Annotated in this window: 16 protein-coding genes and 4 pseudogenes; 8 read left to right on the top strand and 12 right to left on the bottom strand. The window is 60.4% G+C overall.

From position 1 onward, the window contains the following. Positions 1 to 5 precede the first annotated feature (5 nt). A complete protein-coding gene (locus LDZ21_RS30625) occupies positions 6 to 773 on the bottom strand; it encodes an SDR family oxidoreductase (protein WP_244798010.1) in 768 nt (255 codons plus the stop codon). A 102-nt stretch (positions 774 to 875) separates the two neighbouring features. Next, positions 876 to 1595 carry a FadR/GntR family transcriptional regulator gene (locus LDZ21_RS30620; RefSeq protein WP_244798009.1) on the bottom strand — a complete coding sequence of 240 codons (720 nt, stop codon included), beginning with the start codon at positions 1593 to 1595 and terminating at the stop codon, positions 876 to 878. Positions 1596 to 2315: 720 nt separating this feature from the next. On the opposite strand from LDZ21_RS30620, the gene LDZ21_RS30615 reads away from it, so the two are divergent. Together LDZ21_RS30615 and LDZ21_RS31545 are read left to right on the top strand one after the other, a co-directional pair. Next, entirely contained in the window at positions 2316 to 3458 is a 1143-nt protein-coding gene (locus LDZ21_RS30615; protein ID WP_244798008.1) for an extracellular catalytic domain type 1 short-chain-length polyhydroxyalkanoate depolymerase, read from the top strand. Between the two features lie 763 nt (positions 3459 to 4221). Then, positions 4222 to 4438: pseudogene (locus LDZ21_RS31545) on the top strand (hypothetical protein); the annotation flags it as partial. Positions 4439 to 4770: 332 nt separating this feature from the next. On the opposite strand, the gene LDZ21_RS30610 reads toward LDZ21_RS31545, so the two are convergent. Beyond that, positions 4771 to 4974: a cold-shock protein gene (locus LDZ21_RS30610; protein ID WP_244798007.1), complete on the bottom strand. Its 204-nt coding sequence runs from the start codon at positions 4972 to 4974 to the stop codon at positions 4771 to 4773. A gap of 625 nt (positions 4975 to 5599) precedes the next feature. Between LDZ21_RS30610 and rplI the strand changes: the two are divergent. Then, positions 5600 to 5938, top strand: a pseudogene (gene rplI / locus LDZ21_RS30605) (50S ribosomal protein L9); the annotation flags it as partial. Positions 5939 to 6465: 527 nt separating this feature from the next. On the opposite strand, the gene LDZ21_RS31540 reads toward rplI, so the two are convergent. The 3 genes and pseudogenes from LDZ21_RS31540 to LDZ21_RS30595 all read right to left on the bottom strand — a co-directional run. Then, positions 6466 to 6756 carry a hypothetical protein gene (locus LDZ21_RS31540; RefSeq protein WP_425306875.1) on the bottom strand — a complete coding sequence of 97 codons (291 nt, stop codon included), beginning with the start codon at positions 6754 to 6756 and terminating at the stop codon, positions 6466 to 6468. Positions 6757 to 7493: 737 nt separating this feature from the next. Then, positions 7494 to 8210, bottom strand: coding sequence for a hypothetical protein (locus LDZ21_RS30600; RefSeq protein WP_244798006.1), 717 nt, complete (start codon positions 8208 to 8210; stop codon positions 7494 to 7496). A 1116-nt stretch (positions 8211 to 9326) separates the two neighbouring features. Continuing rightward, positions 9327 to 9499, bottom strand: a pseudogene (locus LDZ21_RS30595) (transposase zinc-binding domain-containing protein); the annotation flags it as partial. Between the two features lie 197 nt (positions 9500 to 9696). Between LDZ21_RS30595 and LDZ21_RS30590 the strand changes: the two are divergent. Further along, positions 9697 to 9793 (top strand): annotated as a pseudogene (locus tag LDZ21_RS30590) (transposase); the annotation flags it as partial. A gap of 24 nt (positions 9794 to 9817) precedes the next feature. Here LDZ21_RS30590 and LDZ21_RS30585 read toward each other — a convergent pair. Further along, positions 9818 to 10975, bottom strand: a complete 1158-nt coding sequence (locus LDZ21_RS30585; protein ID WP_244798005.1) for a hypothetical protein — start codon at positions 10973 to 10975, stop codon at positions 9818 to 9820. Between the two features lie 152 nt (positions 10976 to 11127). On the opposite strand from LDZ21_RS30585, the gene LDZ21_RS30580 reads away from it, so the two are divergent. Continuing rightward, on the top strand, positions 11128 to 11352 hold the full coding sequence (locus LDZ21_RS30580; protein ID WP_244798004.1) for a hypothetical protein: 225 nt from the start codon (positions 11128 to 11130) through the stop codon (positions 11350 to 11352). On the opposite strand, the gene glf is transcribed toward LDZ21_RS30580, so the two are convergent. Both glf and LDZ21_RS30570 read right to left on the bottom strand, forming a co-directional pair. Beyond that, positions 11353 to 12558: a UDP-galactopyranose mutase gene (gene glf / locus LDZ21_RS30575; RefSeq protein WP_309774474.1), complete on the bottom strand. Its 1206-nt coding sequence runs from the start codon at positions 12556 to 12558 to the stop codon at positions 11353 to 11355. Continuing rightward, positions 12546 to 13691 (bottom strand): glycosyltransferase family 1 protein, encoded by a 1146-nt coding sequence (locus LDZ21_RS30570; RefSeq protein WP_244798075.1) that lies wholly within the window; start codon positions 13689 to 13691, stop codon positions 12546 to 12548. The genes glf and LDZ21_RS30570 overlap by 13 nt, the downstream gene beginning before the upstream one ends. 366 nt (positions 13692 to 14057) lie before the next feature. Between LDZ21_RS30570 and LDZ21_RS30565 the strand changes: the two genes are divergently transcribed. Both LDZ21_RS30565 and LDZ21_RS31535 read left to right on the top strand, forming a co-directional pair. Continuing rightward, positions 14058 to 16259, top strand: a complete 2202-nt coding sequence (locus LDZ21_RS30565) for an SDR family oxidoreductase (protein WP_244798003.1) — start codon at positions 14058 to 14060, stop codon at positions 16257 to 16259. Positions 16260 to 17399: 1140 nt separating this feature from the next. Next, positions 17400 to 17660, top strand: coding sequence for a DUF4148 domain-containing protein (locus LDZ21_RS31535; protein WP_370889197.1), 261 nt, complete (start codon positions 17400 to 17402; stop codon positions 17658 to 17660). A 578-nt stretch (positions 17661 to 18238) separates the two neighbouring features. Here the strand turns inward: LDZ21_RS31535 and LDZ21_RS31530 are convergent. Further along, positions 18239 to 18853, bottom strand: a complete 615-nt coding sequence (locus tag LDZ21_RS31530; protein WP_425306874.1) for a DUF7673 family protein — start codon at positions 18851 to 18853, stop codon at positions 18239 to 18241. 969 nt (positions 18854 to 19822) lie between these two features. Between LDZ21_RS31530 and LDZ21_RS30560 the strand changes: the two genes are divergently transcribed. Then, on the top strand, positions 19823 to 20020 hold the full coding sequence (locus tag LDZ21_RS30560; protein WP_244798002.1) for a hypothetical protein: 198 nt from the start codon (positions 19823 to 19825) through the stop codon (positions 20018 to 20020). 9 nt (positions 20021 to 20029) lie between these two features. On the opposite strand, the gene LDZ21_RS30555 is transcribed toward LDZ21_RS30560, so the two are convergent. Both LDZ21_RS30555 and LDZ21_RS30550 read right to left on the bottom strand, forming a co-directional pair. Further along, positions 20030 to 23101: a transglycosylase domain-containing protein gene (locus LDZ21_RS30555; protein ID WP_244798001.1), complete on the bottom strand. Its 3072-nt coding sequence runs from the start codon at positions 23099 to 23101 to the stop codon at positions 20030 to 20032. Between the two features lie 1764 nt (positions 23102 to 24865). Next, positions 24866 to 25321: a DUF2934 domain-containing protein gene (locus LDZ21_RS30550; protein WP_244798000.1), complete on the bottom strand. Its 456-nt coding sequence runs from the start codon at positions 25319 to 25321 to the stop codon at positions 24866 to 24868. Positions 25322 to 25324: the final 3 nt, after the last annotated feature.

Below are 25324 nucleotides of genomic sequence, written 5' to 3'. Positions count from 1 at the left end.
CGATGTCAAAGTACGGCGAGCCAGCCGCCATCGACGTAAATGATTTGTCCGTTCACATAGCTCGATGCCGGCGACGCGAGATACACCGCCGTGCCGACGAGTTCTTCGGGCTTGCCCCAGCGCTGCGACGGATTGCTGCCCTTGACCCACTTGTCGAAATCCGCGTTGTCCACGAGCGCCTGATTCATGTCCGTCAGGATGTAGCCCGGGCCGATCGCGTTCGCCTGGATATCGAAGGGCGCCCACTCGGCGCTCATGGCGCGGGTGAGCATCTTGATGCCGCCCTTCGCAGCGGTGTAGGGCGCGACCGTCGCACGCGCGCCTTCGCTCGTCAGCGAACCGATGTTGATGATCTTGCCGCCGCGCTTGCGCTCGATCATGCGCCGCGCCGCTTCCCTCGCGACGATGAACGCACTCGTCAGGTTGGTATCGATCACGCGTTGCCAGTCGGCGAGCGCGAGTTCGATCATCGGTTTGCGGAACTGGATGCCCGCGTTATTCACGACGATGTCCACTTCGACGCCCTCCGCATCCCAGGCGGAGAACGCAGCTGCGACGGACGCTTCGTCGGTCACATCGAAGGCCCTGCTGCGTGCGTCGAAGCCTTGCGCCTGCAGGCGGCCGACGGCGGCATCGACGGTTTCGGCCTTCGTGCCATTGACGATGACGCGCGCGCCAGCCAACGCGAATCCTTCCACGAGCGCATAGCCGATGCCGCGCGCCGAGCCCGTGACGAGCGCGGTGCGGCCGCTGAGATCGAACAACTTGTTCATTCCGGTTTCCCTGTGTGCATCGTTGGAATCGAGGGCGCGAGCGCGCCCGCGCAGCCTCGTTCGGGAGGCTGCGTCTCGCTGATTGCTTGACGGTGTTACGTGTTATGAAGGCGTATCGTTAACGGTCCGGGCAAGCGCCGCGCGATCGTTGAAGTCGTTCTCCGCGCGCTCGATCAGCGTAAGCACGGCCTGCTCGGCGGCCTGGCCATCAGCCTTTTCAATCGCAACGCATAGCGCTTCGTGCATCGGCAGCGAGCGCGCCGGGCCGCCTTCGATTTCGGAACTCAATTCAAAGCTAGTGCGCAGGATCGCTGAAAGCGCGTTCTGCATCTGTTGAACGAACTGGTTGTGGCACGCCGTCAGAATCGCGCCGTGAAACGCGAGGTCGGCCGGCACATACTCGCCCTGCCCCGCGACGGCGCGTTCCATCGCCCTGAATGCGCGACGCACCGCGATGCGGTCCTCCGGCGTCGCGCGCTTCGCCGCGAGCCTCGCGGCATTCGGCTCGATGATCGTGCGGAGCTCCATGAGGTCCCGGATGAGATCGTTATCGACCACGCCGGAGCGCGCGCGCCACGTGATTACGTCGGGATCGAATAGTTGCCAGTGCGAGCGCGGCAAGACGATAGTGCCGTGACGGCGCCGCACCTGCAGCATGCCTTTCGCGGACAGCGACTTCATCGTCTCACGAATGGTAATGCGGCTGACCTGCATGAGTTCGGCGAGCTGGTCTTCGGCCGGCAGGATATCGCCTGGCGCAAACTTGCCCGCGCAAATCTGTTCGCCCATCTGATTGAGCACTTGGCGGTGCAACGTCGGCATCTCCTCCCCCCTCTAAAGCATACGTATGATCTAGAAGATAGCGGTCGCCTAGCCACGAGACAATTAGGGTCGACCCTTGCACTGGTGCACTGGTTGCATTCAGTTATCTCCGCAGCGGGCGCCGCGAAACGAAAGCGGCCTTAGCGACTGAACCCTTCATGGCAGCGCTAATGCTGACCGGTCCGACCTCTTTACCCAGCGTGGCGCCCGAAAGGGGCGAACAATTTGCCGAGGGACAGCAGGCCGCCCCGGACCTTCGTCGACGGCTCGAGGGAAGCGTGGCCTTCTGCGATCGCATCTACGCCGCTCGCTTGGAACAGAGAAGTCGTATATCGAAGCGAGAGCCGCCTTAAGCGCGGCAATCACTGAGGAGTTTTTGACGAAAGAACGGTGGATTTCGAGGGCGGGCCGGCCGCTGGAGTGCCAGCCTATGCGGCGGGCGAACGGCAGGAACTGGCCGTTGCCGGCCCAGTTGTGGCAAGTCGAAATCGACATCAGCGTCGGCTGGCTCGCCGATAGTAAGTAGAGGGAAGACGCCGAAGGAAAAGAAGGACGCGAAAAAGGAGAAAAAGGAAGCGTCGAAGCGGCAATGATGAACATAGGGCCTGCGGGGAAGCCGATGAGCCGCCCGCCTCATGTTCCTCCATCCCGTCGTCTGCTTAGTTTCCAACCTGCGCATCACGCAGCTTCCCATCCGAACCCAGCAGCCAAGAGACGTCGATGAATCTATTTGCCCCATTTTTCTTGGCTCACGACGCGTTTTGGTCGTCTTTCATGCCCGGCGCTCGCTTACCGGGACAGTTCCTCACCGCTTCAGACAGTACGGCGCTGGCGCTGCAAACGGCAAGCGACCACGGCCCGCAGAGTAGTGACTATTTGACTTCGGTCCTGTCCACGCCAATGGCCGAGACCTTTACTGAGACATCGCCTGGGGAAGTGCCGCCCCCGGCTAAGGGAGGCGCTCAATGGTTGAGTCACACCTGCGAGCAAGGCGGAGATGTTCATCACGCGAAAGTTTACCTTCCTAGTTCCTATGATGGTCGGTCGTTGCCGATGATGGTCATGCTCCACGGCGCCCAGCAGCACCCTGATGACTTCGCGGCCGGAACGCGGATGAACGTGCTCGCCGAAGAGACTGGATTTATCGTCGTGTATCCGGAGCAACGGGAAAGCGCCAATTTGCTGCGTTGCTGGAACTGGTTCTTGCCGTCAAATCAGGCGCGCAGCTCCGGTGAAACCGCGGCGCTCGCTGCCCTGACGCGCGACGTCATCGTCCGGTTCAACGCAGATCGTGCTCGCGTCTATGTGGCCGGACTGTCCGCGGGTGGCGCCATGGCGACCAACTTGGCCGTCACTCATCCGGACCTGTATGCAGCTGCGGCTGTCCATTCAGGCATGGCATTCGGCGTTGCGAAGGAGCACGTCTCAGCGTGGTGCGCGATGAATGACGGCCGAGGCACCGTCTGCCTGCCAAAACCAGATCCACAAGTGGCTCCGCGGCGTACCGTGCCGTTAATCGTCTTTCACGGAGATGCCGACGATACCGTGCACCCGCTCAACAGCGACCAGATCGTTGAGATGAATCATTTGTTGAGCCGCAACGCGGCCGACACGCCCGCGTGTCCTACAACATGCGTCGAGCGCGAAACCAACGGCCGCGCCTACACTCGGGACGTTTGGCGTGATCAAAACGGATCGTTGCTTACCGAGCGATGGCTCGTGCATGGGCTCGGTCATGCCTGGTCGGGCGGTCATGCCGACGGCACTTATACGGACCCCCGTGGGCCCGATGCGAGTGCGGCCATCGTTCGGTTTGTCAGCCAGTTCACGCTTGACAACGCGCCGGACGGCCTGCTTATCTAAAGCCATAGTCAGCGTTGTCTGCCGACATTGGAGCGGCTGACTGCGGCGATGCTCGAATTGACGTGCTTGTCAAATAGCAGTAGGGCGAACCAGTGAAGCCGGTCAGGACATCCGCTCATAAACGTTAGTTAAACGAAGTATGAAAAATTTTCGGGCTTCGAAGGAAGCAACGACTGCAGTCAGTGTCCGGGACGCAAGCTCCGAGAGCGGCGAAAACGCGGCGCGATGAAAATGGGCGTTGCCCAACGGTGATCTCGGACACCGAATGCGCGAGGGAGGGCATTAGAGAGGTGCACAGATGATAGGGATGACGATGGTCCTGTTGCTTCTCGGCGGAGCGCTCGTCGTTTATCTTAATACTCAAAATGGCGACGACCGCATCCATTTGGATAAATGGGAGCGCGAACTGAGCGAGTCCCGGAAACACCCCAAACAAGACGTAACAGACGTGTGACTCGCTTGCAAGGGGCGTAATCCGGCGATTGGCATTCGTGGCGTCCGATGCGCGCTTGCAATAAAGCCAAGAGGGCAGCCAACTGTCTGCCATTGACTTGCCCCAGCTGTCGCTGGAGGTGTTCAGACCGAGGTGGTCGCCTCCGTTTGAGCACGGGTGCGTGGTGCTCGAGCGCGACAAGTCGTCGTGCTCGACGCGTGGCGGCACAGGCGGGCGTCAAGTGGGGATGAAGCGCGGCGGGGTTACGACCCTCGCATCGGAGGCGATGATGTTCGACCGGAGCGCAGGGCGCGAACACGAGATGCAGCAGTTGTTGGCCGTCGAATCTGTAGGAGCCAGCTGCGCGAGGACACACAGTGTCGTGCAATTGCGCCTCGCCTTGTTGAACCAGGAATTTCTCGAGCCCGCACAACGCCAGTTTCAGTGGGTTGGACAGCGACGGAATACATGGCTTTGGCAACGACCTTCTCAGCCTTTTCAACGGCTTCTCTCAACACCTGCATCGCTGACGACGACCGGCATCTAGTTAAACGTCGACGACGATCGGCGCCATCAGGAAACCGAAGAAAAGCACCGCTTCGACTGGTGAAGCTTAGGGCAGCAACGCACAACGCGGCAGGCGTCGGGCGATTGAGCGGGTCATGCGATGCGCGCATGCAACCAGGCCACCAGCAACCTGCCAGGTTATCGCGCGAATAAGGAGTCTAGTAAGGACAGCCGGCGTCGGGTGTGCGGTCCATTGTCAGCGGCTGTTTTTGAAATGCGACCGACACCTAAGCGCGATCCGTCGACAACCGAGCCCCGCTGCGCAGCGGATCGCGCCTCGGCGGTCGTATATGCGCCGTGGCGCAGCGAGCGTTACACCGGCTTGATGTTCGACGCCTGCTTGCCCTTGGGGCCCATTTTTTCGTCGTAGCTCACTTTCTGTCCCTCGGCGAGGGATTTGAAGCCTTCGGCGCGGACCTCCGAGAAATGCGCGAAAAGATCGTCTCCGCCTTCGTCCGGCGTGATGAACCCAAACCCCTTTGCGTCGTTGAACCACTTAACCGTGCCCGTTGCCATAATGTGCTCTACCTAAAAATTAACGAGAAAAGACAGCCACCCTCGCGACCGTCAGCATCCATCTTAGCCGACAGGCCTATCCATGCAACAGTCGTGCAAACACGGGTTCGATCATAGACGCTGAGGAAGTCACTTTAGTGAGCATCGGCATGCTTGCAATCGGAGGCCAAGGCATCGTCATTCTTTTGCGCTTGCGAAAACCGCGAGGTGACGGCTCTTAGCAGCAGGCGAGAAAACTGGATGCTGAGAAGGCGACTTCTCGAGCGATACGACTCGGCGCCGTGCGCATCCAACCGAGGCCGCTAGGCGAGTAGTGCAGCCCTAGCGGCGAGTCAGCGAATGTATGATTGAACCTGCTTCCGCGCTGCCAGGCCTATCAGCAATGGTGCAAGGGACGTTTTTCCGCTGGACGGCGGTTGCAGACGTTTGCGCACGAATCGCATCGATAAAGTGCGAGAAGCCTCGAAGCCCACCATGCAGCCCGAGAGTTGCAAGTTTATTCATTTGTGCAACTCCGATGATGTCGGGCTTGATTCTACTCCCGCGACGAGATCGTCGTTCTATCCGCAACGGCTGCGAACTGCCATAGCCCCTCGCAAGGCGCTCGATGTCGCCATTGCATTTCACGAAGGACGCAATCGCCGAATTCGAAGTCCGCCGCGCCGAACTGGAAAAGAACGCCGGTGAAAAGCTGGCTGCTGCGCAAGCACAAGGCGAAAAGCTGAACGGTTTTACCGTGCAGATTTCGCAGAAGGCTGGCGTCGACGGCCGCCTGTTCGGTTCGGTCACGAACGCGGACATCGCCCAGGCGCTGAAGAAGCAAGGCTTCGCTGAAGTAAAAAAGGCGCAAGTGCGCCTGCCGCAAGGCCCGCTGAAAATGGTCGGCGACCATCCGGTTCAAGTGGCGCTGCACACGGACGTCGTGGTTGACGTCACCGTGTCGGTGCTGGGCGAGCACGTGTAAGTTCGCAGCGAGGCCCTCGGGCCTTGCGTACACGAAACAAAAGCTGCAGCGTTATACCGTCCGACTTCATCAATTCATACCGGCTCATTTCGTTGCAACCGAAAAAAACGAAGACGTTGCGTCGGGCACCGTCAGGCAATGACCGGACAATCCCGATAGAGTCGTCGGTCGAGCCGATGTTGATCTGCGGGAAGGCGCCGAAGCGCCCGGGAGGGGATGCTGGAAGCGAAGCCGTAGGACGCACTCGCCATTGTTGCGGACGATCCGATTCGCTGAAAAAGTCGGTCCCGAAGTACGGATCGCTCAGGTCATTTCCTCCTGGAACCGACAGGAAGACGTACCGGCCTACGCGCTCGAGAGCCATTCGGCTTGCAATTGGCCGCAACATGAGTCTGCTTGCGCGACTGGTCGAAGTATTGCGCAAAAAACCTCGGGTCATCGTTCAATCGGCCCAACAACATGGCGGGCACTGAACCCCATCACGATAGCCAGCGGTCGATCGACCCGTAAGCCCTAGCGCGGAGCCATTACGTTTCAGTCGTATAGACAGCGGACGGTCCAGACGGTACGGCTGCATCTACAGAAAGAGGGCGCCACTCGCACCCGTCCATCGCATGCTGCTTTCGGTTGTCGTCAGCATCGCGGCACCACGCTTCTTCAATTGCTTGGAAGACGAGGGGGATAAGGTCAAGGCCCCCTAGGGAAGCGAGGTGTTCATCACCGCGGTGCTTCAAGTTATCGGGAGCGCGGATTATCGTAAGAATGCTCTCGCTATGTTGACCCGTGGCCGCCAGATACGCCAGTAGCTGCGCCTCCATCTCGTACAGCAACGTCCAAGTTAGGACGCCTTGCGCCCTGTACTGGCGAACGACCGATGGCGCAGCGGCTCGGACTGCGGCTTCGACTGCAATCAACGAGTCGAGTGGGCGCCCGTGGCCGGGGGGGGGCTTCGCCAGCTTCAACAATATGGGTGCGGCAAGCACACAACGCGTCGCGCATCGCGGACGGCGCTCGCATCAGCACCAGCGCTGCGGCGTATTCCTGCCTGACTCGGAGCCTTCGCAGGCAGCGGCCAGAGCTATAGAGAAGCAGCCATACAGCGGCGAGTCCGGTAGAGATGAAAGCCAGGCACTTGAACAATTCGTTGAGGGGATAGCCGTCCATGCAAGTTGTTAGCCAATGCAGTATGGTTTTCGTCCACCGCCGCATCAGCGGCGTTGTATCGCAAACCACTCGCTGGCCGTGCCTTCACCGTTCACGATTAACTCGTGAGAGTTCGCAGGAAACCTGATGCACGACATCTTGCTGGTTTGCGCCGTGCGCACCCAAACTTCTTCCGCAAACCAAAGTTGCATCCTGACTACGGGTGAAAGTCTTCATGCACCGCTTGCGCCCGGTCACCGATCCTATCTCTGTCGTCATGACGCCGACCGCGAGCTACCTGCACGGGCGACAGTCAGAATTCCTCGGAGACTTAACCGGCGCGATACGCTGGCGTCTGTTTCATCCGGATTCACCGGTGCTTCGCAAGCGCATTAACGCGGTGACATCCGCTCTACAGGCGTCCGCCGCCTTGCACTGCCCGCTTGCGATCGGCAAGGCCGTCCCGACCGAGCGCTGAACCGCCGGTTTCTTCGAAGGGGGGCTGATGACGGAAGCCCGCCCCGCCCGAGACGATCGCGATAATCGCGCCTACGACCAGCGCGGCGAATGAGAACCAGCTTGCGCGTGCAACGCCGCGCGCAGCAGTATCAGCCGCTTCTCGCGCATTCTGTTCCGCCGCCGGGCCGGATGCCGCCGACGCCGCCGATGCAACGGCCGCTTGCACCTGTTGCTTCGCCGAATCGATCACTTGATTAGGCCCGCCCGTTTGGTTCGCAGCGGTCGCGCCGACTTGCGCGCTCGTCGCAGCGACGCTGCCGGCCGTACTAACGACTCCAGTGACGAGCGAAGTCATGCCGTAGACAATCAAAAGCGTCATGACGGACCACGACAGCAGACCATGCAACCACCCGAGCACGGGTGCGCAACGCCCAGCGTAGTAAGAGCCTACGAACCCAGCTACAACCGTGGTGAGGATGACCCAAACGCCGGAACCGAAGCCGAACCCACGCAACACATCGGGTTTCGACATCGGGGCGAGCAGCGATGCGCCGATGGCGGTGCCAAGCACGCTCATAATGAGATACACGATCGTCGACAAGATAACGCCCGCGATGATTGCACCCCACGACAGCCGCGGCAGGCCGTCCCGAGTAGTCAGAAGTTTCATGGTGTGTCCAAAGTGAGAGGGTATGTTTGCCGTACCACCCCACAAGGGCGCAAGCGCCGTGCCGCACGAGGGCCTGCTGCTCACTTCACACGCGTGATCGGAGAAATCGGACCCTCCTGCCGCTACATCACTAACGTATAGTCCCCAACATCCAACTGCCCCGAAGCATCCGGGCAGGCATTGTGCTAGCGCTACGAGGCAACGTACACAGGAAAACTAAATGACTGAGCGCCCGGGTCGATGGTCGCAAGGTCTTGACTGCCATGGTACCCCCGGATGGTATATGGGCGTCGATCGGCATCGATGGCCCCATCGCAACAAGCATTCCGGTCGGTTATGCGGTTCAGCAATCGAGGAATACAAGCCAATGTACGGTGACGCTTTTACGGCAGGGTGAAGCCAGGTCGGTGACTGCTGACCGAAACTGCCGTCCACTGCGGAATGACCGTCATAGCCGTCACAGCTGCATCCACCGTTTCTTGGAGATGCTTTGATTCGGGCCCATCTCATCGTCCGCCACGCGTCGGAGTCGACGTTTGACAAGCATGCAGTCGTTGATGCAGTTCGCGTTCATGGAATCGCGGCGTCGTTCAACCGGTCGGCTGCAGGCGTTACGACCATCGTGTGTCAAGGAGAAATCCTCGCTTTGCTGGAGTGCGCCGCGTACATTAGGACGATCCGGTTTGTCGACAATGTCTCGATGCAGCGTGTCGACCTGCCCTGACTCGCGGACTTTCCGGGGTGCGTTATTTTGGTCATGAAGGATCGGTTGTCGTGTTCGACTCGCGCTCTGAGCCGTCGCGGTTTCATGATCAGCAGCTGAGTTCAAAATCGGAGACGGCTGATAACGTCAGTCAAACGAAACCTCTGACGCTAGAGGGGTAGGTCGGCGTCGCCGTCCTGGTGACCTCAGGCCGGAATTATTGCCGGTGCCGTACTTCCACGTCGTCTTCACGGTTCCGGAAGAAATCACGGCGATCGCCTATCAAACTCATGCCGATTACCATCCGCTGACGTAGGGGTGTCATGGTAGGACTCCGTTCGGACGAACAGGTGCAGTAAATTGCACTGTCATATCGCACCATGAATGAAATAGCCCTTGCGCTGGTCATCGTGCCATTGCGCCTGGGCAAGTGACTGGCACCGGGGACCGTGACGATTCCGGCAGCTGTTATAGGCGATGCGTTGATGGCCGCAGGCATCCCACTGCTCGACATGCCTCCGAGCGCAGGAGTCCCGCATAGCTTGATCGCGTTCATTCGCTGAGCGCGACCGAGCGACCCGGCATGGCTCTAACGAAATTCAGTGCCTTAGCGATGTAGCACATCCGCCACTGGATAGCCGGGATCGGCCGAAGTGTGGCGAAGGCACTTGTCTGCTGCAGGTAGGCGCTAAGTATTGGCGGACAGATTGCGAACGAGCATATCCACGATCTTCATAGCTGGGCCGAGAACCTGCAGCAGACTACCGGCACTAACCCGCCCAGCGCGCGATGCGGCTTGAAGCGCCTGAATTCATCCGCCGCTTTCTACTCCACGTATTGGCGCGCGGACTGCAGCGCATTCGCCACTATGGATGCTTGATCAGATCCGACGCCGCGGGCGACGTCAGCCCGATTGCCGCACACTCGACGGTCCGATATGCGGGTTGCGCGCATCAGCCGCAAACCACGTCTGTCCGATTGCATATTCCGCTGCGGCGCCGAGCGCGAGAATCGCCGAGCCGACTGCGAGCAAGTGAGGGGGCGACATCGTGCTCGACAGCCACCAGAAGCCAAGCAGCGAACTCATGCGCATGACCCACATCACCGCGTCGCGGGCAACGATACGATCGACGAGCTCGCCGCGAATATCGAGGGCGCGCTGGTTGAGGACGTGTTCGCTCGCGTTGAGAAATGGTCCCGCCGCCGAACGAAGAATCGAATGAGCGACGAACAACCCCGGGAGCCACGCGCTTGCGCCGAGCAGCACGAATGAGATAGCGATGGCCAAGCACGACCAGCCGAGCCAGCCGGAACGGTTATGGACCCCGCGGCTCTTGCGGGTAACGTAAAGCGCCGCCGCCCCGGTGAGCCCCGCTACGCTCGATACCCAGCCGAGATCGCTAGCCGAGCCGAGCGACATCGCCGCACCGACCGAACCCACTGCACCGCCCACTCCGAGCAAACCGGACTCGAGGAAAAAAAGCGGCAGACAGTTCCGGAATTCCGGCTGCGCGATCACGGCAAACGGATTCTTCGCGGCGACCATCGGCGCTTCGGTCACGTTGCGCCCTAAGACAAACGCGGCAACGAAACACACGCCACCGTAAAGCCTGTAAAGCGCCTGGCTACTGTTCCCCGTCTTGGAGAGGAAGAGCGTCGCCACCAACGTCGCGATGATGCCGCCAGCCACCGCAAGCGCCCCTGAGCGCGACGCATAGCTGTCACGTTGCGAATCGGTCAGCACGCTCATTTCTAGCCAATATCTCGCGCTCCAGGTGAGGCCGAGAAATAAGCCAAATACAGCCGCCATAACCGCGACGGACTCGTTACCGCTAAGCAGAAGCGCGCCCGGAATGAGAAAACTGAGCCGCATCAGCCGGCGACCTGTCAGTCCGACTTTCGGCCCGATCAAGTAGGCCAGAAGCGCAGCGCCGCTCGCGTCGGTCAACATGTACGCGGTGAAACGGAACATCGCATTAATGTCGTCGACCCCGACGACGAAATAGCCGATAAACGCGGCCAACGTGCCAATCGCGCCTTGAAACGCCACAAACAGCAGCATTTCGCGCTCGTGCTTCAACATTTTCTTCTTGCAGAGATAGAACGCCCAGCGCAATGCGTGCTGCGTTGGAACAAGCCTGTGGACTGAAAGAGTGAGTCAGGGTGCGCGGACCCTGCGATGGCGAACTGCCAGGCGAACCAAGCCAGTAGCAAATGCCGACGATCACTGCGAAGCGCGATCAGTTTGCCCGACAACTAAACCGCGGAAAGGAGTTTAGTCGGATCAACGGAAAGTGGCAAGTTTTTCTACAAAGATTCGACTTCTGGCAATACTTACCGAATGCCGATTCGCAATCGTCCAACGAAGACATCGCCGCGATTCATCTGAATGAGAAAGTGGGTTTGGATGTGGCGCGATCTGCGGCACATCGTCGATGACTACGCCACCTGATTCATGCCCTCCTTTTCGGCAATTCGCTCAACCGTACTGAGCGCCTGAGCCACAACCTGGTCCATGTTGTAGTAGCGATAGCTCCCGAGCCTTCCGGCAAACGTAACCTCCGGATGAAACTCGGCAAGCGCCTGATACCGCTTAAAGAGTGCCGCGTTCGCGGGGCGGGGAATCGGGTAATAAGGATCGCCCTCGTCATTCGGATATTCGTAAGTAATGCTGGTCTTCCGGTGTTGCTGCCCCGTCAGATGTTTGTATTCGGTGATGCGAGTATGGCGAACACTTTCCGATGGGTAATTCACGACGGCGACTGACTGAAAAAACTCCTGGTCGAGCGTTTCATGGCGAAATATCAGCGAGCGATACGGCAGCTTGCCGAGACAGTGATCGAAATATTCGTCGATCGGGCCGGTATAGATGAGCTTGCCGAAATTCACTCGCTTGCGGACTTCCTTGTAGTCCGTTCCCAGCTTGACTTCTATGTTCGGATGCGAGAGCATCTTCTCGAACATGCGTGTGTAACCTTCTCGCGGCATGCACTGGAAAACGTCGTTGAAATAGCTGTCCTCCGTGGTGGTGCGAATGGGCACGCGAGCGGTGACGGAACGATCCAGATCGGAGGGGTCGATGCCCCATTGCTTCCGCGTGTAACAACGAAAGAATTTCTCGTACAGTTCGCGGCCGACTTTATTGACAACCACGTCTTCCGACGTGCGGATTTCGGAAACAGGCTCCGCACGCGCCGCCAGAAAGGCCTCCGCCTGTTCGGGCGACAGATTCAGCGAGTAGAGAAGATTGAGCGTGGTCAAATTGATCGGCATCGGCACGAGCATGCCGTCGACCGATGCGAGGACGCGATGCCTATAGGGACGCCACTCTGTGAAGCGGGACAGATAATCGACGACTCGCTGTGCATTGGTGTGGAATATATGCGGTCCATAGCGATGGATTAGCACGCCGTCACTGTTGTGCTCGTCATAGGCATTTCCGCCGATGTGAGGCCGCCGATCGACGATCAGGACGCGTTGCCCATATTGCGCAGCGAGTCTCTCGGCCATCACGCTTCCGGCGAAGCCCGCGCCGACTATCAGGTAGTCGAAGCCTTCGGCAGTCCCTCTTTGGTCGCGGCTAGCAGCCGCCTTGCCATTCCGGCTGGCCCCCGATTGCTGGTTCGCATCGTTTAGAACACGCATTTCTGGACCTCGGCGAGCATGGCGGCGCACGTGTTATCCCATGACATCCCCGCGAGCACTGCCCTGGCGCGGGCAATGAACGCAGACCGGTCCGCGCCATCGGCTAATGCATCTTCGATTGCCCGCTCGAATTGCCTCGCATTTTCAGCGATGCGCACCACTCCGCTTTGCCCATAGCGCGAAACCACGTCGGCAATCGGCGTCGATACGACGGGGCGCCCGGCAGCGAGGTATTCCGGGGTTTTCGTGGGACTGATGTAGCGGGTCGACTCGTTGAGGGCGAACGGCATGAGCGCAACGTCCCAGCCCGCGAGGTAGCGTGGCAAGTCGTCGTAAGACTTCTGACCCAGATAATGGATGTTGGGCGCTTGCGGCAAATCCGCCGGTGCGATCTTCACGACCGGCCCCAGCATGACGAATTGCCAGTCAGGCCTCGCGGCTGCCAGCGCGCCGATCAATGGCACATCGAAACGCTCATCGAGCACGCCGTAGAATCCCAGACGGGGCCCGCGGATCGCCTCCTGATCCGACGGTTGCTCTTGAGGTCTGCAAGCCTGCTCGAAGTGCCGTACGTCCACGCTGCTTGGAAAAGCATGAACGTTATGGTGAAAGCGCCGCTTCGACTCGTATAAGCTCTGTCCGCCCGTGAATACGACGTCGGCCTTGTGCATCAAGCGCGCTTCGCGTTCCGCGAGCTGGGGCGGCGCTTTCTTGAAAGCAGACAACTCATCCATGCAGTCGTACACGACAAGACGAGCGTCGAGATGGTCCGTAAAAGCGAGCATCATCGGCGAGTAATACCAGAGCCCGAGATCCCACGCCTGTGCCTGCAGGAGATAATCATCGAGCAGCGCACGCAGTGCGGGCTCGTCCTGTTCCTGCGTTAGCCCTTCGGGCAAGCGAGGTGCGAGGACGCGTATTCCTTCATCCGTAGTTCGCACGTCGAGCCACGCGTGGGACTGATCCGTGCGCCTTGGCTCCTCGAAGAAGAGCACCTGCGTATGCTTGGCGATTCGCGAAAGCAAGTGTTGAGGCCGCTGATACACGAAGTCCCAGCGCAAGTGCGATAGACAGAGGAGCGTGCGTGGCAGGCCCGATCGCGCTGACACGATTGGCGGGCGGGCAGCCTGCAACCCATGATCGCCGGAGCCCGACACCGCGGCGACCTCGGCGTGTTGTTTGGCTTGCGACTGTGGCAAGAAGGCCTCCGTGAATGACTGACAGGGATTTGCGTCGCGTTCCAGTGAAAGACCGAGTACGCACCCGCGCTCTCGTGCGGCTAGCAAATGATCGAACCAATGAGAACCGTTTCGGCGCATGCATCGCATTGCTGCCGATCGCAAGCGCCCGAAGGTTCCGTCAGGCCGTTGGCAATCCTCATTCCCGCACGACCTGCATTAAGCCGCCTTTTTTCTCAAGGTTAAAGGCATGGCAACTGCTCAGACGAACCCGTCGGACGGACGACGCAAACGCTTGCAAGATCACGAGAGAAAAAACACATGGATGAGAGGCTGGTGCTGTGGGGCGGGCTCGAATGCACCGTGAATCGTGTGCGGGACAGGAGCTTCAGCCAGTTGGATCGAAACGGGCATGCGACGCGCGAAAGCGATCTCGAACGCTTCGCCTCTTTGGGCATTCAGGCTTTGCGCTACCCAGTGTTATGGGAGAGAACCGCTCCCAACGGCGTGAAAAACGCTGACTGGTCTTGGCTCGACGCGCGGTTGCCCGAGTTGCGCGCGCTAGGCGTGGAGCCGATCGCGGGGCTCGTGCATCACGGGAGCGGCCCTCTGCCGGGCGGACTCCTGGACCCCGGTTTCGCCGCACAGCTAGCCGATTACGCGCATGCGGTCGCGCAACGCTATCCTTGGCTGCAGTACTACACGCCTGTGAACGAACCGAATACGACTGCTCGTTTCAGCGGGCTTTACGGCGTGTGGCATCCCCATGCAACGGACGACCGCACATATCTGCAAGCGTTGATCAATCAGTGCAAAGCCACTGTGTATTCGATGCGCGAGATTCGCAAGATCAATCCACAAGCGAAGCTGGTGCAGACGGACGACCTCGGCAAGACACAAGGCACCCCTGCCATGGCGAAGCTCGTCGCGTTCTATAACGAACGACGCTGGCTTTCGTGGGATCTGCTTTGCGGAGCGGTCAAGCCCGGCCATGCGTTATGGCAGTACATCATGCATGCAGGCATTGCTGCCGAGGACGTTCTCTGGTTCGCCGACAATCCGTGCCCTCCCGACATCATCGGCATTAACTACTACATCACGAGCGAGCGATGGCTCGACGACCGGGTCGAGAATTATCCCGAGGCTTATCGTTGCGAGTGGTATGGGCACCGCCTCGCCGACATCGAAACCGCGCGCGCGCTCGAGCGTCCTACTAGCGGCATTCGGGCGCTAATGGACGAAGCATGGGAACGTTACAACCTGCCGCTGGCAGTCACGGAAGCGCATATCGACGCTACCCGTCAGGACCAGATGCGCTGGCTCCACGAGATCTGGTGGGCTGCGAGCGATGCGCGCCAACGAGGCATTGATATGCGAGCCGTGACCGTATGGGCGTTACTCGGCTCATATGATTGGAATTGCCTTGTGACCGATGATCGCGGCTACTACGAATCGGGGCCATTCGATCTACGCGGCGCAGAGCGCCGCGAAACGGCTCTCGCTGCACTCATGCGCGATCTCGCTGCCGGCCGCCCTCACGAACATCCGGTCCTTCACGGCACCGGATGGTGGCGCAGGCCAGGTCGGTTCTTGTGCGAGCCGGTCGTCTACGAATCCCCCGGCGTGCCGTCGCTGACGAGCCTTACCACGATTTCGCCGGAGTATGCGCCGCCAATACTCATCGTCGGTAATGGCTCACTAAGTCGCGCTTTCGCGGACATTTGCGCGCAACGCGACTTGCGATACAGGACGGCGAAGCGCGATGAGATCGATCGCATGAATGCGAGCGGAATCGACCAACTCATTGAATCCCACTCTCCTTGGGCGATCATCGATGCAAGCGATCCGGTCGACGTCGATGAAGCCGAGCGTACGGGTGGAGAAAATCTCCGTTGCATGACCGCGCGAGCAAGGTCGCTTGCAGAGGCTTGCACGAGACATGACATGCAGTACATGACGTTCTCATCGGACTTCGTTTTCAACGGAATGCGCGCGCATCCTTACGTTGAGACCGATGAGGTTTCGCCGATCAACCGCTTCGGCAGCATCATGGCCGACCTGGAGGCGCAGGTGCTTCGCGCTTGTCCGCAATCGCTCGTGCTTCGTACAGGCAGCATGTTCGGGCCGTGGGACGGAGTCAATTTCCTCCTACGGGCGTTGGATGCGCTGTCGCAAGAAAGGCCGTTTGAGGCCGCGCGGGACGTAACTTTTTCTCCCACGTATGTGCCCGACCTAGTTCACGCTTGCCTGGACCTCCTGATTGACGCGGAAGCCGGCATCGTGCATATGAGCAACCGCGGCGCTGTGACGTGGGCGGACCTCGCCATCCAGGCGGCAACGATTGCCCACATGGACGCCGATCTCGTCCGTGCTCGCGCTGCAACACAAATGAGGTACCTGGCGCGGCGGCCGAGTTATAGCGTGCTGATGAGCGACCGCGCCGCGATTTTGCCGACACTGGACAGTGCGCTGCTTCGTTATGTGGAACATTGGCGCCAGGCCCAAAACGTCGCCCCGCAGTGAAACGATCGATGCGCAGAGCGTTATCACGATGTACGCAGGACTCGAGCGCGGACACAGCTACCCTTTACGTCCACTTGTTTAAGCCTACACCGGATCTAAGATGAACTTGCGGCCTGTAACGGACGCGATCCTTGTTGTTTGGTCATGCCGCTCCAGAGCGGGCATTTTTGTATGGGCCCGAGCTCGCAGCCCCGATCACCAGCCTTTCGACCATTGCTGCCCCCCTTCCTCAGCCGGGACGGCATGTGTCGGACAACTTGACCGATGACGGATTCCGCTAGAAGAAGATAGGTCATGGAAGCCGCGCCGAGGCCTACTACGAGGCGTTAGATGAGTCCCATTTTTGAAGTCGCTGCTCCCCACGGGCGCTCAGCTGTATCAAACCGGCGCGGAGCCGGTCAGATCCGCAACTGATGAACGCGGCTGCGCAATGAGAGTTACGGGCGCACGGCGGCAAAGCAACGCTCGAGCGAAAAAGCGTCTTTGTGGAACGTCTTACGGCGTCCGAATCTGCGTAACGTCGTCAGCAGAGTGAGCGTGATCCCGGGGTGCCAGCGACGGACACCTTCGTGCTGCAAAACCCGTGCGTCTGCGACTTCCAAGTCGTCAGTAGCGCCTTCGAGATGAAGCGGACGCCCATCGACGCACGACACTCCCTGCCATAAGCCAGATGTGGTTACGCCGTGACCGACGCGGTGAAGCCCGGCACTTGGCTTCCGGCTACCCGCAAAATCGGGACGACCTTTGAGGCGGACCACGCGCCACATTCCACGGTGCCGTTTCAGCGACAGCACCGGTGCACTTGAACCGCAATTCAACTTCGCTGGGCGCCATCCAGTATCGCTGGTCTCGCGGCAAGCTGATTGGACGCGCTTATATCGCCGGCTTGCATATCCAAAACTTTAATGTTCCATCATGCAGCCAAACGATGCTGCGCTTAATAAGAGAGGCGCTGTCGTGTTTCCCGCAGCCTGACCACTTCATACGCTGACGCGCTCGCATCCGCCCTCGGTACGGCATCTGTGCGCGGCAAAGCGGTAAAAGAGCGGGGCGGTCGACAGCAACCGGCACAAGCCACCCCAAGGTATGGCAATTGCCATCGGATAAGCAGCTACGTTGCCCTCACTAACTGGAGACTTGATGCGTGATAGCCAATTCATCCGCCCGCTCAAAGCAGCGCTCATCGCTGCTGCGACTCTATGCTTTGTCGCGGGTTGTACAACTGGCGGAGTCGACTCGACGCGCGCACACGTGCAGGAGGATCTCGCGACGTATCGCTGCGCCGGATTCGATCCCGTCGCTGACGAAATCACTTATCCGGCCGACGTTGAGAGAGCTGAAGCCCGCGTCGCCGCGGGAAAAGGCTGCCTTGCTGATCAACATCCGCCGACTCGCCCATGAGGAGGCGGTCCATCTCTCCAAGCAAAGGCGGGCGAGGGGAATGTCGCCGTTGTTGAAGTGAGCTAACTCTCGAGAATGCACGTTTCGGAGGCAGTGATTAGCAGCGTACACGTCATTGACCCGTTGGAACGGACTATGCCCATAGTTGAGCTCAAAAACCGAGAGTCGCTTTCAGCGGTCACGGCGCTTCTCAAGTGCGCCAGCATAGCCCGATAACCCTTGGGAGGCCCGCAAAAGCTGTAGCGAGGCCGGGTACGCGCGAGCGCACGGAGCGACCCGTCGAACGTGGCGCCGGACGCCCGTCGCAGCAGCCTCATCATGAAGGAACGGCGTTGTCGCTGCCGTGTTATAACTGTCGGAAGAACGTTCCGGATGCGCAGTGCGCGGGTGAAAGCCCCGAGGCGGGCCGTCGCTATGCGTTCACTTAGCCATCGTGAATCGTTGTTACTGTAGTAGACGTACGACCCGCTGACGCATTGCGTTCTCCTTGCCCGCGGAGTCGCCAGAATCGGACAGTTGCGGTAGCTTGTCCCATAACAAAGCGCGGCCAAGTTCAATGAAGGAGAGCCTCCCCATCTTCATGGCACATCGAGCCAGGCGGGCCGCGGTTCGTACTCCTCCGCGTCGCGTGGCCTGCCTCGCGCCCATGCCGCTCGATGGACTGCAAGCAAGTCTACCGTGAGCCGACCGCAGTCGATCGCGGATAGCGTGAGGCCGATTGACCTTGCATTGTCACCTCCCGGAAACAGCTTAACGAACAGCGTTACGTTCCGATATCCGAACGTGTCAAGCTTCGCCTGGTACTGACATGGAGCGACAACGTCTTCGTCCGGAAGAAGACGCGCGGCATCTCGCGGCCGTATCCCACGGCGCCGAATAATTGCTTGCCAGCGTGCTTCGCCGTTCGGAAAGTAGCGTTGCACCTGCATCGCATCCATTCGCTGAAGCCGCAGTGTCTGAAGGCAGCGCTCGAAAACATCCTGTCCAAGGTGGCGAAGGACAGCCAGGTCGAGCGGGTATGCGAAGCCGTTATAGAGTCCTGCAAGGAACTGTGCGACGAGTCCAGCCTGTGGCGAGTCCCCCTCGGCCACAGTCACCAAATACCAAAGCGCGTCCAAGCCCGCGTCCCTATCTTGGGCGCGTATCTCCGCAGCGCGTTGCGCCGCTCCAGTCGTCCCATATGCATTCGCCATGAACTTCTCGACCGTCTGTACAAGGGCTTCCCGCAGATAATCGGGAACCTGGAAAGTGATTGGTCTGTAGCCGGGCTCTGACTCGTGTGCCACGATGTTCTCGATATACAGTTGGCATAAACCTTAGCTCGCGGTCGTAAGCCGGGCGTCGCCAGGGAAAAGGTAAGTCATTTTTTGCCCTCGCAATGCTTGGTCCCACGCAGCGCAGACGTTCGCAGGCGCGCAAAAACAACGGCATCGATGCGCCCCTCGCCGCAATGAAAGGCGGTGTCCTTGAGGCACTGTCCTCGTCAAGCCGTCCTGGTGATTCGACGCTTGACGCGTTGTAGCGTCTCGGTATACGCGGCGCAAGCATCCGTTAGTCAGCGCTGACGTGCTCAGCGTCGCTGTTACCCGTACTGAGCTTGTCCGCGCCGATAACGATAACCGTCATAGCTGACGAGAGGCTCAGCATCGCTCGCACGATAGGGTGATCACCCTCAAAATCGCAGCGGCCATGACCGGTTATCGCCGAGACTGCGCTGGACAGCTGACAATGCGTGAGCATTGCGCGTTGATACCGCTCTGACACCCGACCGCATCGCCGCGATGACACAACTCGCAATTCGCCCGCGCTCCTTCGACGCCTCGCCCGACTCCGCGCCCTGAATGTAGCGACCAGATTCCCATGCATGCTTGTCTCCCTCTTCACCTTGTGCTGGCCTTCCGCGACGGCAGGCACAAGCCATCGCTATTGCCGTGCCAGGCCAGGCAAGCAACGCAACCGATCGGCCGACGGGAGACACGACGGCGCGACCAGGTCCAAATGGCATGCGTTTTGGTTAAGTTTGGCGGGGAGTCACGAGCCCGGTAAAGTTGTTGGTGCCAAACTAGTGAATCGATTGGGCCCAGCCCCCGGCCATCCCGTTGTAGCGACTACTGAGACGCCCAGACCATGAGCCTCGGCGCGCCTTCCTCATGGCGCGCTCGATGGATCTGGTCATGGTTCACCGCTGGCTGAACGGCGACGAAACCCCTGTCGCGATGCCGCGCGTGTATCACGCGAGCACGCAGTATCGCCATCATCAGGTCATCACTCGATCGCATTGGGCCAAGGCGCAACTCACCGCCTACCGGACAAATAGCAACCACCATTCCGGGAAACGGCATCTCCGGCTGGCATCCTGACGTCGACTTCTACCGGGTCTCCGGCTTCGCTTCGCCTGCGGCTGCAACTGCCTGTCCGTCAGTCAGCAGAGGGCGCAGTGCCGGCCCGAGCGACTTCAGCAACTGCACGGCGAGCGCGCTCGTGAAGTCGTAATGCGCGGCATAGGGCTCGCGGACGTAGGCCGTGAGCGTGCCGAAGAAGCGCTCGCCGATCACGAAGACGAACGTGGCCGTCCTGTTCACCTTGCGCGATTCGATGAGACGCCGGCCGCGGGCATAGACGTTGAAGCGCTGGTCGCCGGTGCCCGTCTTGCCGGCCACGTCGAGCGCGCGGCCATCGGACAACGCCAGTCCGTCGGCAAGACGCTTCGCGGTGCCGCCCTCGACGACGTCGCGCAGCAGCCGCTGAACCACGGTCGCGATCTCGGGCGCGAGCAAAGGTTTCGCCGGCGCGCTCTTCTGGGCGAAGCGCGTCTCGTACGGCGTGCCCTTCGCGAATTCGAGCGTCAAGATGCGCTGCGTGCCAAGCCCTTTGCCGCCGCACTCCACGATGCCGATCAGCTGGGCGAGCGCCTCCGGCCGGTCGCCCGACGCTCCTATCGCCGCCGCATAAGAAGGCGTCACCGACGCGAACGGATAGCCGAGCGCGCGCCACGACTTCGTGATCTCGGCATACGCCTGCAACTCGACCATGCGCTTGATGCGCCTGTCCTGCGTCGCGTGATAGCGCGTCTTGAAGAGCCACGAATAAGCGGTGACGCGCGCATCGCGGCTCGCGTCTTGCACATCGTTCACCGTCGCGAGCGTGTGCGAACGCAGATAGTTCACCGTCCACAGTTCGAGCGGATGCACGCTTGCGATATACCCACGATCGTTGAGATTGAACTTGTCGACGGCGTATTTGACGTAGAGCTTCGCCAGATCCTCGTCCGTGATCGACGCGGAGGGCGTGCCGCGCAGCGCTTCGCGCATGCGGGCATCGAACCATGCCTGCGGCTCATCGGGCGCGACGCTTCTCAACACCGTCGCGAGTTTCGGCGGCGACTTGCGCACGTCGCGCAACAAGAGCGCGAGCGCCTCTTCCGGCGTCCTGAGCCGGTATCTCCCGTAGAAGCGGCTCATGTAGACGCGGCTCTCGGCGTCGGCGAAACGCGTCAGGTACGCATGACGCACCGCCGGATCGTCGAGCCAGTCCGACGACGGCCCCGCCACCTGCACCATCTCGTAATGGACGATATCGCGCATCAGGCGCACGAACACGAGATTCACCGAATGCCCGAACGCGCTCTCCACGGTGAGCACGCGGGAGTTGTCCGTCGCCTCGAAATTGGAGAAGGCCTGCGCGCCGCCACCAGTGTAGAAGGTCTCGCCGGCGCTCGCGGAGTACTTGCGCGCGACGGCGGCATCGAGCATCGCGGGGAGCGAGCGGTCCGGCGTCTTCGCGAGATAGTCGAGCGCCCAGCGCGTCAGGACATCCTGGCGGTCGGGCGTCACACCGCGCAACTGCGCTGCGCTCATCGCGCCATAGCGCGCGTGCAGCGCCGAGACGATCTGCAGGTAAGTGATGACCGTGCGCATCTTGGCCGTCGAGCCCAGGTTAAGGCGCCCGCTGCGGCTGATGTCGAAGGGTTCGTTGATGCTGTCCGTCTGCACGCGCACGAGGTTCGTGCCGCCTTTGCGCTCCATCAGCGTGAAGCTGTACGAGATCTTCGAAGGATCGTCGTGGGGCCGCAGCATGTGATAGCCGAATAACCCGGCATCGGCCGCGCCATCGCGGGTGGCCGCGCTCGCGAGCCGCTCGCTCACGGCCCGCTGAACCGGGGCGTCGAGCGTGGCGGTGACGCTGAGGTCGAGACGGTCGAGATCGTAGAGACTAGGGACGCCCAGTATCCCGAGCAGGTTCGAGCGCAGTGCGGTCACGCCCTTCCGCGTGACGAACGACACGTCCGCCCGCCGATGCGGCGCCGGATTCAGTTCGAGCGGCACGGCAAGCGCCATATCGCGCAGCGCCGGCGCGATGATACCGTTCGCGCCGAGCAAGCGCAGATAGCTGTCGGTGCGGCGCTTGAGTTCCGGGCTGCCCCGGCGCAGAAAGCGCGACGGCGCGCGCTGCGCAATCATCAGCGATAGCGCCTGCTTGAACGCGAGCGCCTGCGCATCGAGCATCTCGGCCGAAACGGGTGCGTTCAGGATGCGGTTGTATTCGTCGAAATCGCGTCCGTACCACGCGGCCATCCCATCGGGAAGACCGTTTATCTCGCCGATGCCGGGCCGCGCCGCAAGCGGTACCGAGTTCAGATAGCGCACGACGAGCTGGCGGCGCACGGGCATCGTCTGCGGGCCCTCGAGGTACGCACGCACCGACGCGGATGCGATCTGGCGAAGCTTCTCCGGCGCCGACGCAGTGCGTCCGCCTGAGGAATGACGGAACTTCTCGATCTGGGTCGCCAGCGTGCTGCCGCCCGGTTGCGGCGCATGCTTGTCGATGACGCGCAGGCCCTGGTCAAAAAGTGCGCGGCCGAAGCGTCCCCAGTCGATTGCCGGATTGCGGTTGGGCACGCTATCGTCCAGCAGATTGCGATCCTCGATGAAGAGCAGCGCATGGACGATGACCGGCGGAACGGACTCGAAGCTGTCGTAAACGAGACCCGGGCTCGAAGCGCTGAAAAGTGGGTTGCCGCGCGAATCGAGCAGCGTGAGCCCGGCGCGGTCCTTCTCTTCATAGGGAACGAAAAGGCCCTGATCGGCCATCGACAGCATGGCTGCCGAGCCGCGCGCCTGCGCGGTGACGGCAAACCCACGCGCAAGGAGCCGCTCCTCAAACGACGGCAGCAGCGCATAGCCGAGCCGCGCATCATAGGGTCCGGCGGACGCCTGCGGAATGCTGGCGCTGGGTCCGTCGCCGACGGAAAAGCCGATCTCGCTCCCCAACTCCGACAGGTAATGCGCCTGCCGCTGCGAGGTCTGCATTTCGATCTGCGTCATGCGCACGGCGACGGCGCAGATGAACACAGACGCGATGGCGAAAAGCCATGCAATCCAGCGCCTCGCAGGCGTGACGCGTGACGCGCGCAAGAGTTCTTCTTCCAACGGCTCGCTCATGACGCGGTCTCCCGGTGCGCCCGCCGGCTTTGTGCTACACCAACGAGTGTAGTGCAGGAAATGCAGACCACTTAGACAGCATCAAAATGGAGATGGCCCGCCAACTCGCCGAAGGGGACAGGGAGGAGTTGCGAGCTACGGCGCTGCACCGAAAAGCCGGCAGAGCTCACATACGCCGAGCTAGAAACGTCGTGCGCCTAGTTCGCTTCGTTTCCACGCCATGACCATCTCGCGCCAGAATGCCTCACCTTGCCCAGGGCGTCGCAATGTCCTGGGTCCCGCAGTCTCTTCGGTTGGGTCGACCATCGCACGAATCCGGCGCATACTTAGTCGGTCGCCCTCGCAGGGTTGTTCGCAACCATCGAAGCTGGCGACTCCTTACAGAACCGCCTAGCTTCGGCGGGGTTGTTGTTGTCTGCGCTCATTGGTGTCCAGAAGGTTACTCGGTGCATGCACGTGTCACTTGCTCACCGATAATGGCTCCCAAGCGTCGCCGAAGATATTATTCCCATGACCTGCTGTGGATAGACGGCGAGATTGCTCACATCCGTTTCGCGATCGAGTGGGAGCTTGCCGTAGACGACTCAGTACCGGCCCTTGCCATTTCTTATTGGCGGCAACGATTATTGGACCTTCTGCGCGGACGATGTCTTCTTGCGCACCAGCGCGACGCCATCTTCGCACTAATTAGGCGTATAGAACCGTATGACGATATCTAGCGCGACGTGAGTCTGTGCGCACGTCGCTGCGCCCGCATGGTCAGCGGGCGCGGACGTTGAATGAGGACCAATGGACCCAATGGCTACGGCATTCCCACATTTTTGCGCGCAGAATCTGCGCGTCATCGACGCAGACATTGCGCATATCCGATCCGCAATTGGACGCGAGTTCAGTTCGCCGTACTCTCAGCCAGTTTTACGACCTTTCTACTGGCGTGAGCGCTTGCTAGAACTGGTCAGCGCATTCGATCTTCTTCTCTTCTTCCGCAACAGTGCGGCGCGATCGAGGAGCTACTGCGCCGACTCGATCGTTTCGAACATTCGGAGCGGTAACGGCCAGGTTAGGAAGCTGCGACCGGCGGTCACTGCCTGTGAAATCCTCGCGACTCGTTCCCTGTAGGGTACTGGCAGTCGAGACGCGGAAGCGAAGGGTCCAAGCGGCGCCTTGGCGTCTTAGTGCGGACTCCCACGAGACCGCCAAGCGATATTCGCGCGCCCGCATGCGTGGAAGTTCCGTCGTCCGTTCGCGATCGCGGGAGGCAGAAGCTCGGCTCGGCGGCCGCCTTTGCGATCCGTATTCGCTTGACTCAACGTCCGCGCGAACCTACAAGATCTCGATGCACAGTAGCCATGGCAGGGTTCTGCCACCGCGCGTTAGATGATCAGGCGCGCCTTAGTCCGGGCATCGAGTGTCGATGATCACGGACTCCTCCTCACATTACGGTCAGAAGACGGTGATTCCCTGCAGACATTGGCTTATAGCGACAAGTTTCGGTAGGAGATGATGTGAATCATGGCTGGACGCAAGCTCGGCCTCTTTGGCGTTCGCCTCCTCTCCTTTCGAGTCATGTCGTGCTGTTGTCGAACCTTTAAAACGGTAGCTATCCGTACCCGTTTACAAGTGTTCGACAAGGAATTGGCAGCTTCGTCTTCATTCTGACATCGACTATTGACCGTTAGCTGCGCCCCCTACGATGGACTTGCAGATTACATTACGTATGCGATTGTCGCTCCATACGGCATGAATATGCCGTGCGGGCGATAATCACTGAGCTTGGAAATCGACAAGCCGACGCCAATATTCATCTTGTCGCCCTTCCGGACTTCCCTCCTGCTGCCAAAGGACGTAGGCCCGCTCCCGAAGATGCTGATCGAGCGCGCGGTGCCAGTACTCTTCCGCGAGCCCTTCAGGGCACCCGTCTTTCTCCCAGAGCAGGTATGCGCGCTCCCGAACAGCTTGGTCTAACCCTGACTTGGTTTCCGAATTCGTCTCAAGGTTATCGCCGTAGGGAGCCATCTGCCCGCCCCGACCTGCATGCATCCTGGCCGTCAGCGTGCCAAGCTCAGCGTCGGGGACAAGCCGGCCATGCGCTGCTGCTTCTAGCGCCTTCGCGCGGTATTCGGAGTCGTCCGCGACGTTGCTCGACTCATTCAGCGTAATCGGATACGTGTGCAGCACGGCACCGTTACGGTCCATTACGTCAACCAATCGATCGTTCATGAC

Origin of the sequence: Caballeronia grimmiae, assembly GCF_022879615.1 — a bacterium.
In the GTDB taxonomy this organism is placed as follows: domain Bacteria; phylum Pseudomonadota; class Gammaproteobacteria; order Burkholderiales; family Burkholderiaceae; genus Caballeronia; species Caballeronia grimmiae.
Note: the sequence above shows the minus strand (reverse complement) of the source record. Positions and strands in the feature narration are given on the sequence as shown.

Excerpts from the sequence above, each read along its gene's own strand:
- glf (WP_309774474.1), bottom strand. The coding sequence starts at position 12,558 with ATGCGTGTTCTAAACGATGCGAACCAGCAATCGGGGGCCAGCCGGAAT.
- LDZ21_RS30580 (WP_244798004.1), top strand. The coding sequence starts at position 11,128 with ATGCCGACGATCACTGCGAAGCGCGATCAGTTTGCCCGACAACTAAAC.
- LDZ21_RS31540 (WP_425306875.1), bottom strand. The coding sequence starts at position 6,756 with ATGGAGGCGCAGCTACTGGCGTATCTGGCGGCCACGGGTCAACATAGC.
- LDZ21_RS30560 (WP_244798002.1), top strand. The coding sequence starts at position 19,823 with ATGGATCTGGTCATGGTTCACCGCTGGCTGAACGGCGACGAAACCCCT.
- LDZ21_RS30585 (WP_244798005.1), bottom strand. The coding sequence starts at position 10,975 with ATGCTGCTGTTTGTGGCGTTTCAAGGCGCGATTGGCACGTTGGCCGCG.
- LDZ21_RS30615 (WP_244798008.1), top strand. The coding sequence starts at position 2,316 with ATGAATCTATTTGCCCCATTTTTCTTGGCTCACGACGCGTTTTGGTCG.
- LDZ21_RS30565 (WP_244798003.1), top strand. The coding sequence starts at position 14,058 with ATGGATGAGAGGCTGGTGCTGTGGGGCGGGCTCGAATGCACCGTGAAT.
- LDZ21_RS30555 (WP_244798001.1), bottom strand. The coding sequence starts at position 23,101 with ATGAGCGAGCCGTTGGAAGAAGAACTCTTGCGCGCGTCACGCGTCACG.
- LDZ21_RS30620 (WP_244798009.1), bottom strand. The coding sequence starts at position 1,595 with ATGCCGACGTTGCACCGCCAAGTGCTCAATCAGATGGGCGAACAGATT.
- LDZ21_RS30550 (WP_244798000.1), bottom strand. The coding sequence starts at position 25,321 with ATGAACGATCGATTGGTTGACGTAATGGACCGTAACGGTGCCGTGCTG.
- LDZ21_RS30610 (WP_244798007.1), bottom strand. The coding sequence starts at position 4,974 with ATGGCAACGGGCACGGTTAAGTGGTTCAACGACGCAAAGGGGTTTGGG.
- LDZ21_RS31530 (WP_425306874.1), bottom strand. The coding sequence starts at position 18,853 with ATGGCGAATGCATATGGGACGACTGGAGCGGCGCAACGCGCTGCGGAG.
- LDZ21_RS30600 (WP_244798006.1), bottom strand. The coding sequence starts at position 8,210 with ATGAAACTTCTGACTACTCGGGACGGCCTGCCGCGGCTGTCGTGGGGT.
- LDZ21_RS30625 (WP_244798010.1), bottom strand. The coding sequence starts at position 773 with ATGAACAAGTTGTTCGATCTCAGCGGCCGCACCGCGCTCGTCACGGGC.
- LDZ21_RS31535 (WP_370889197.1), top strand. The coding sequence starts at position 17,400 with ATGCGTGATAGCCAATTCATCCGCCCGCTCAAAGCAGCGCTCATCGCT.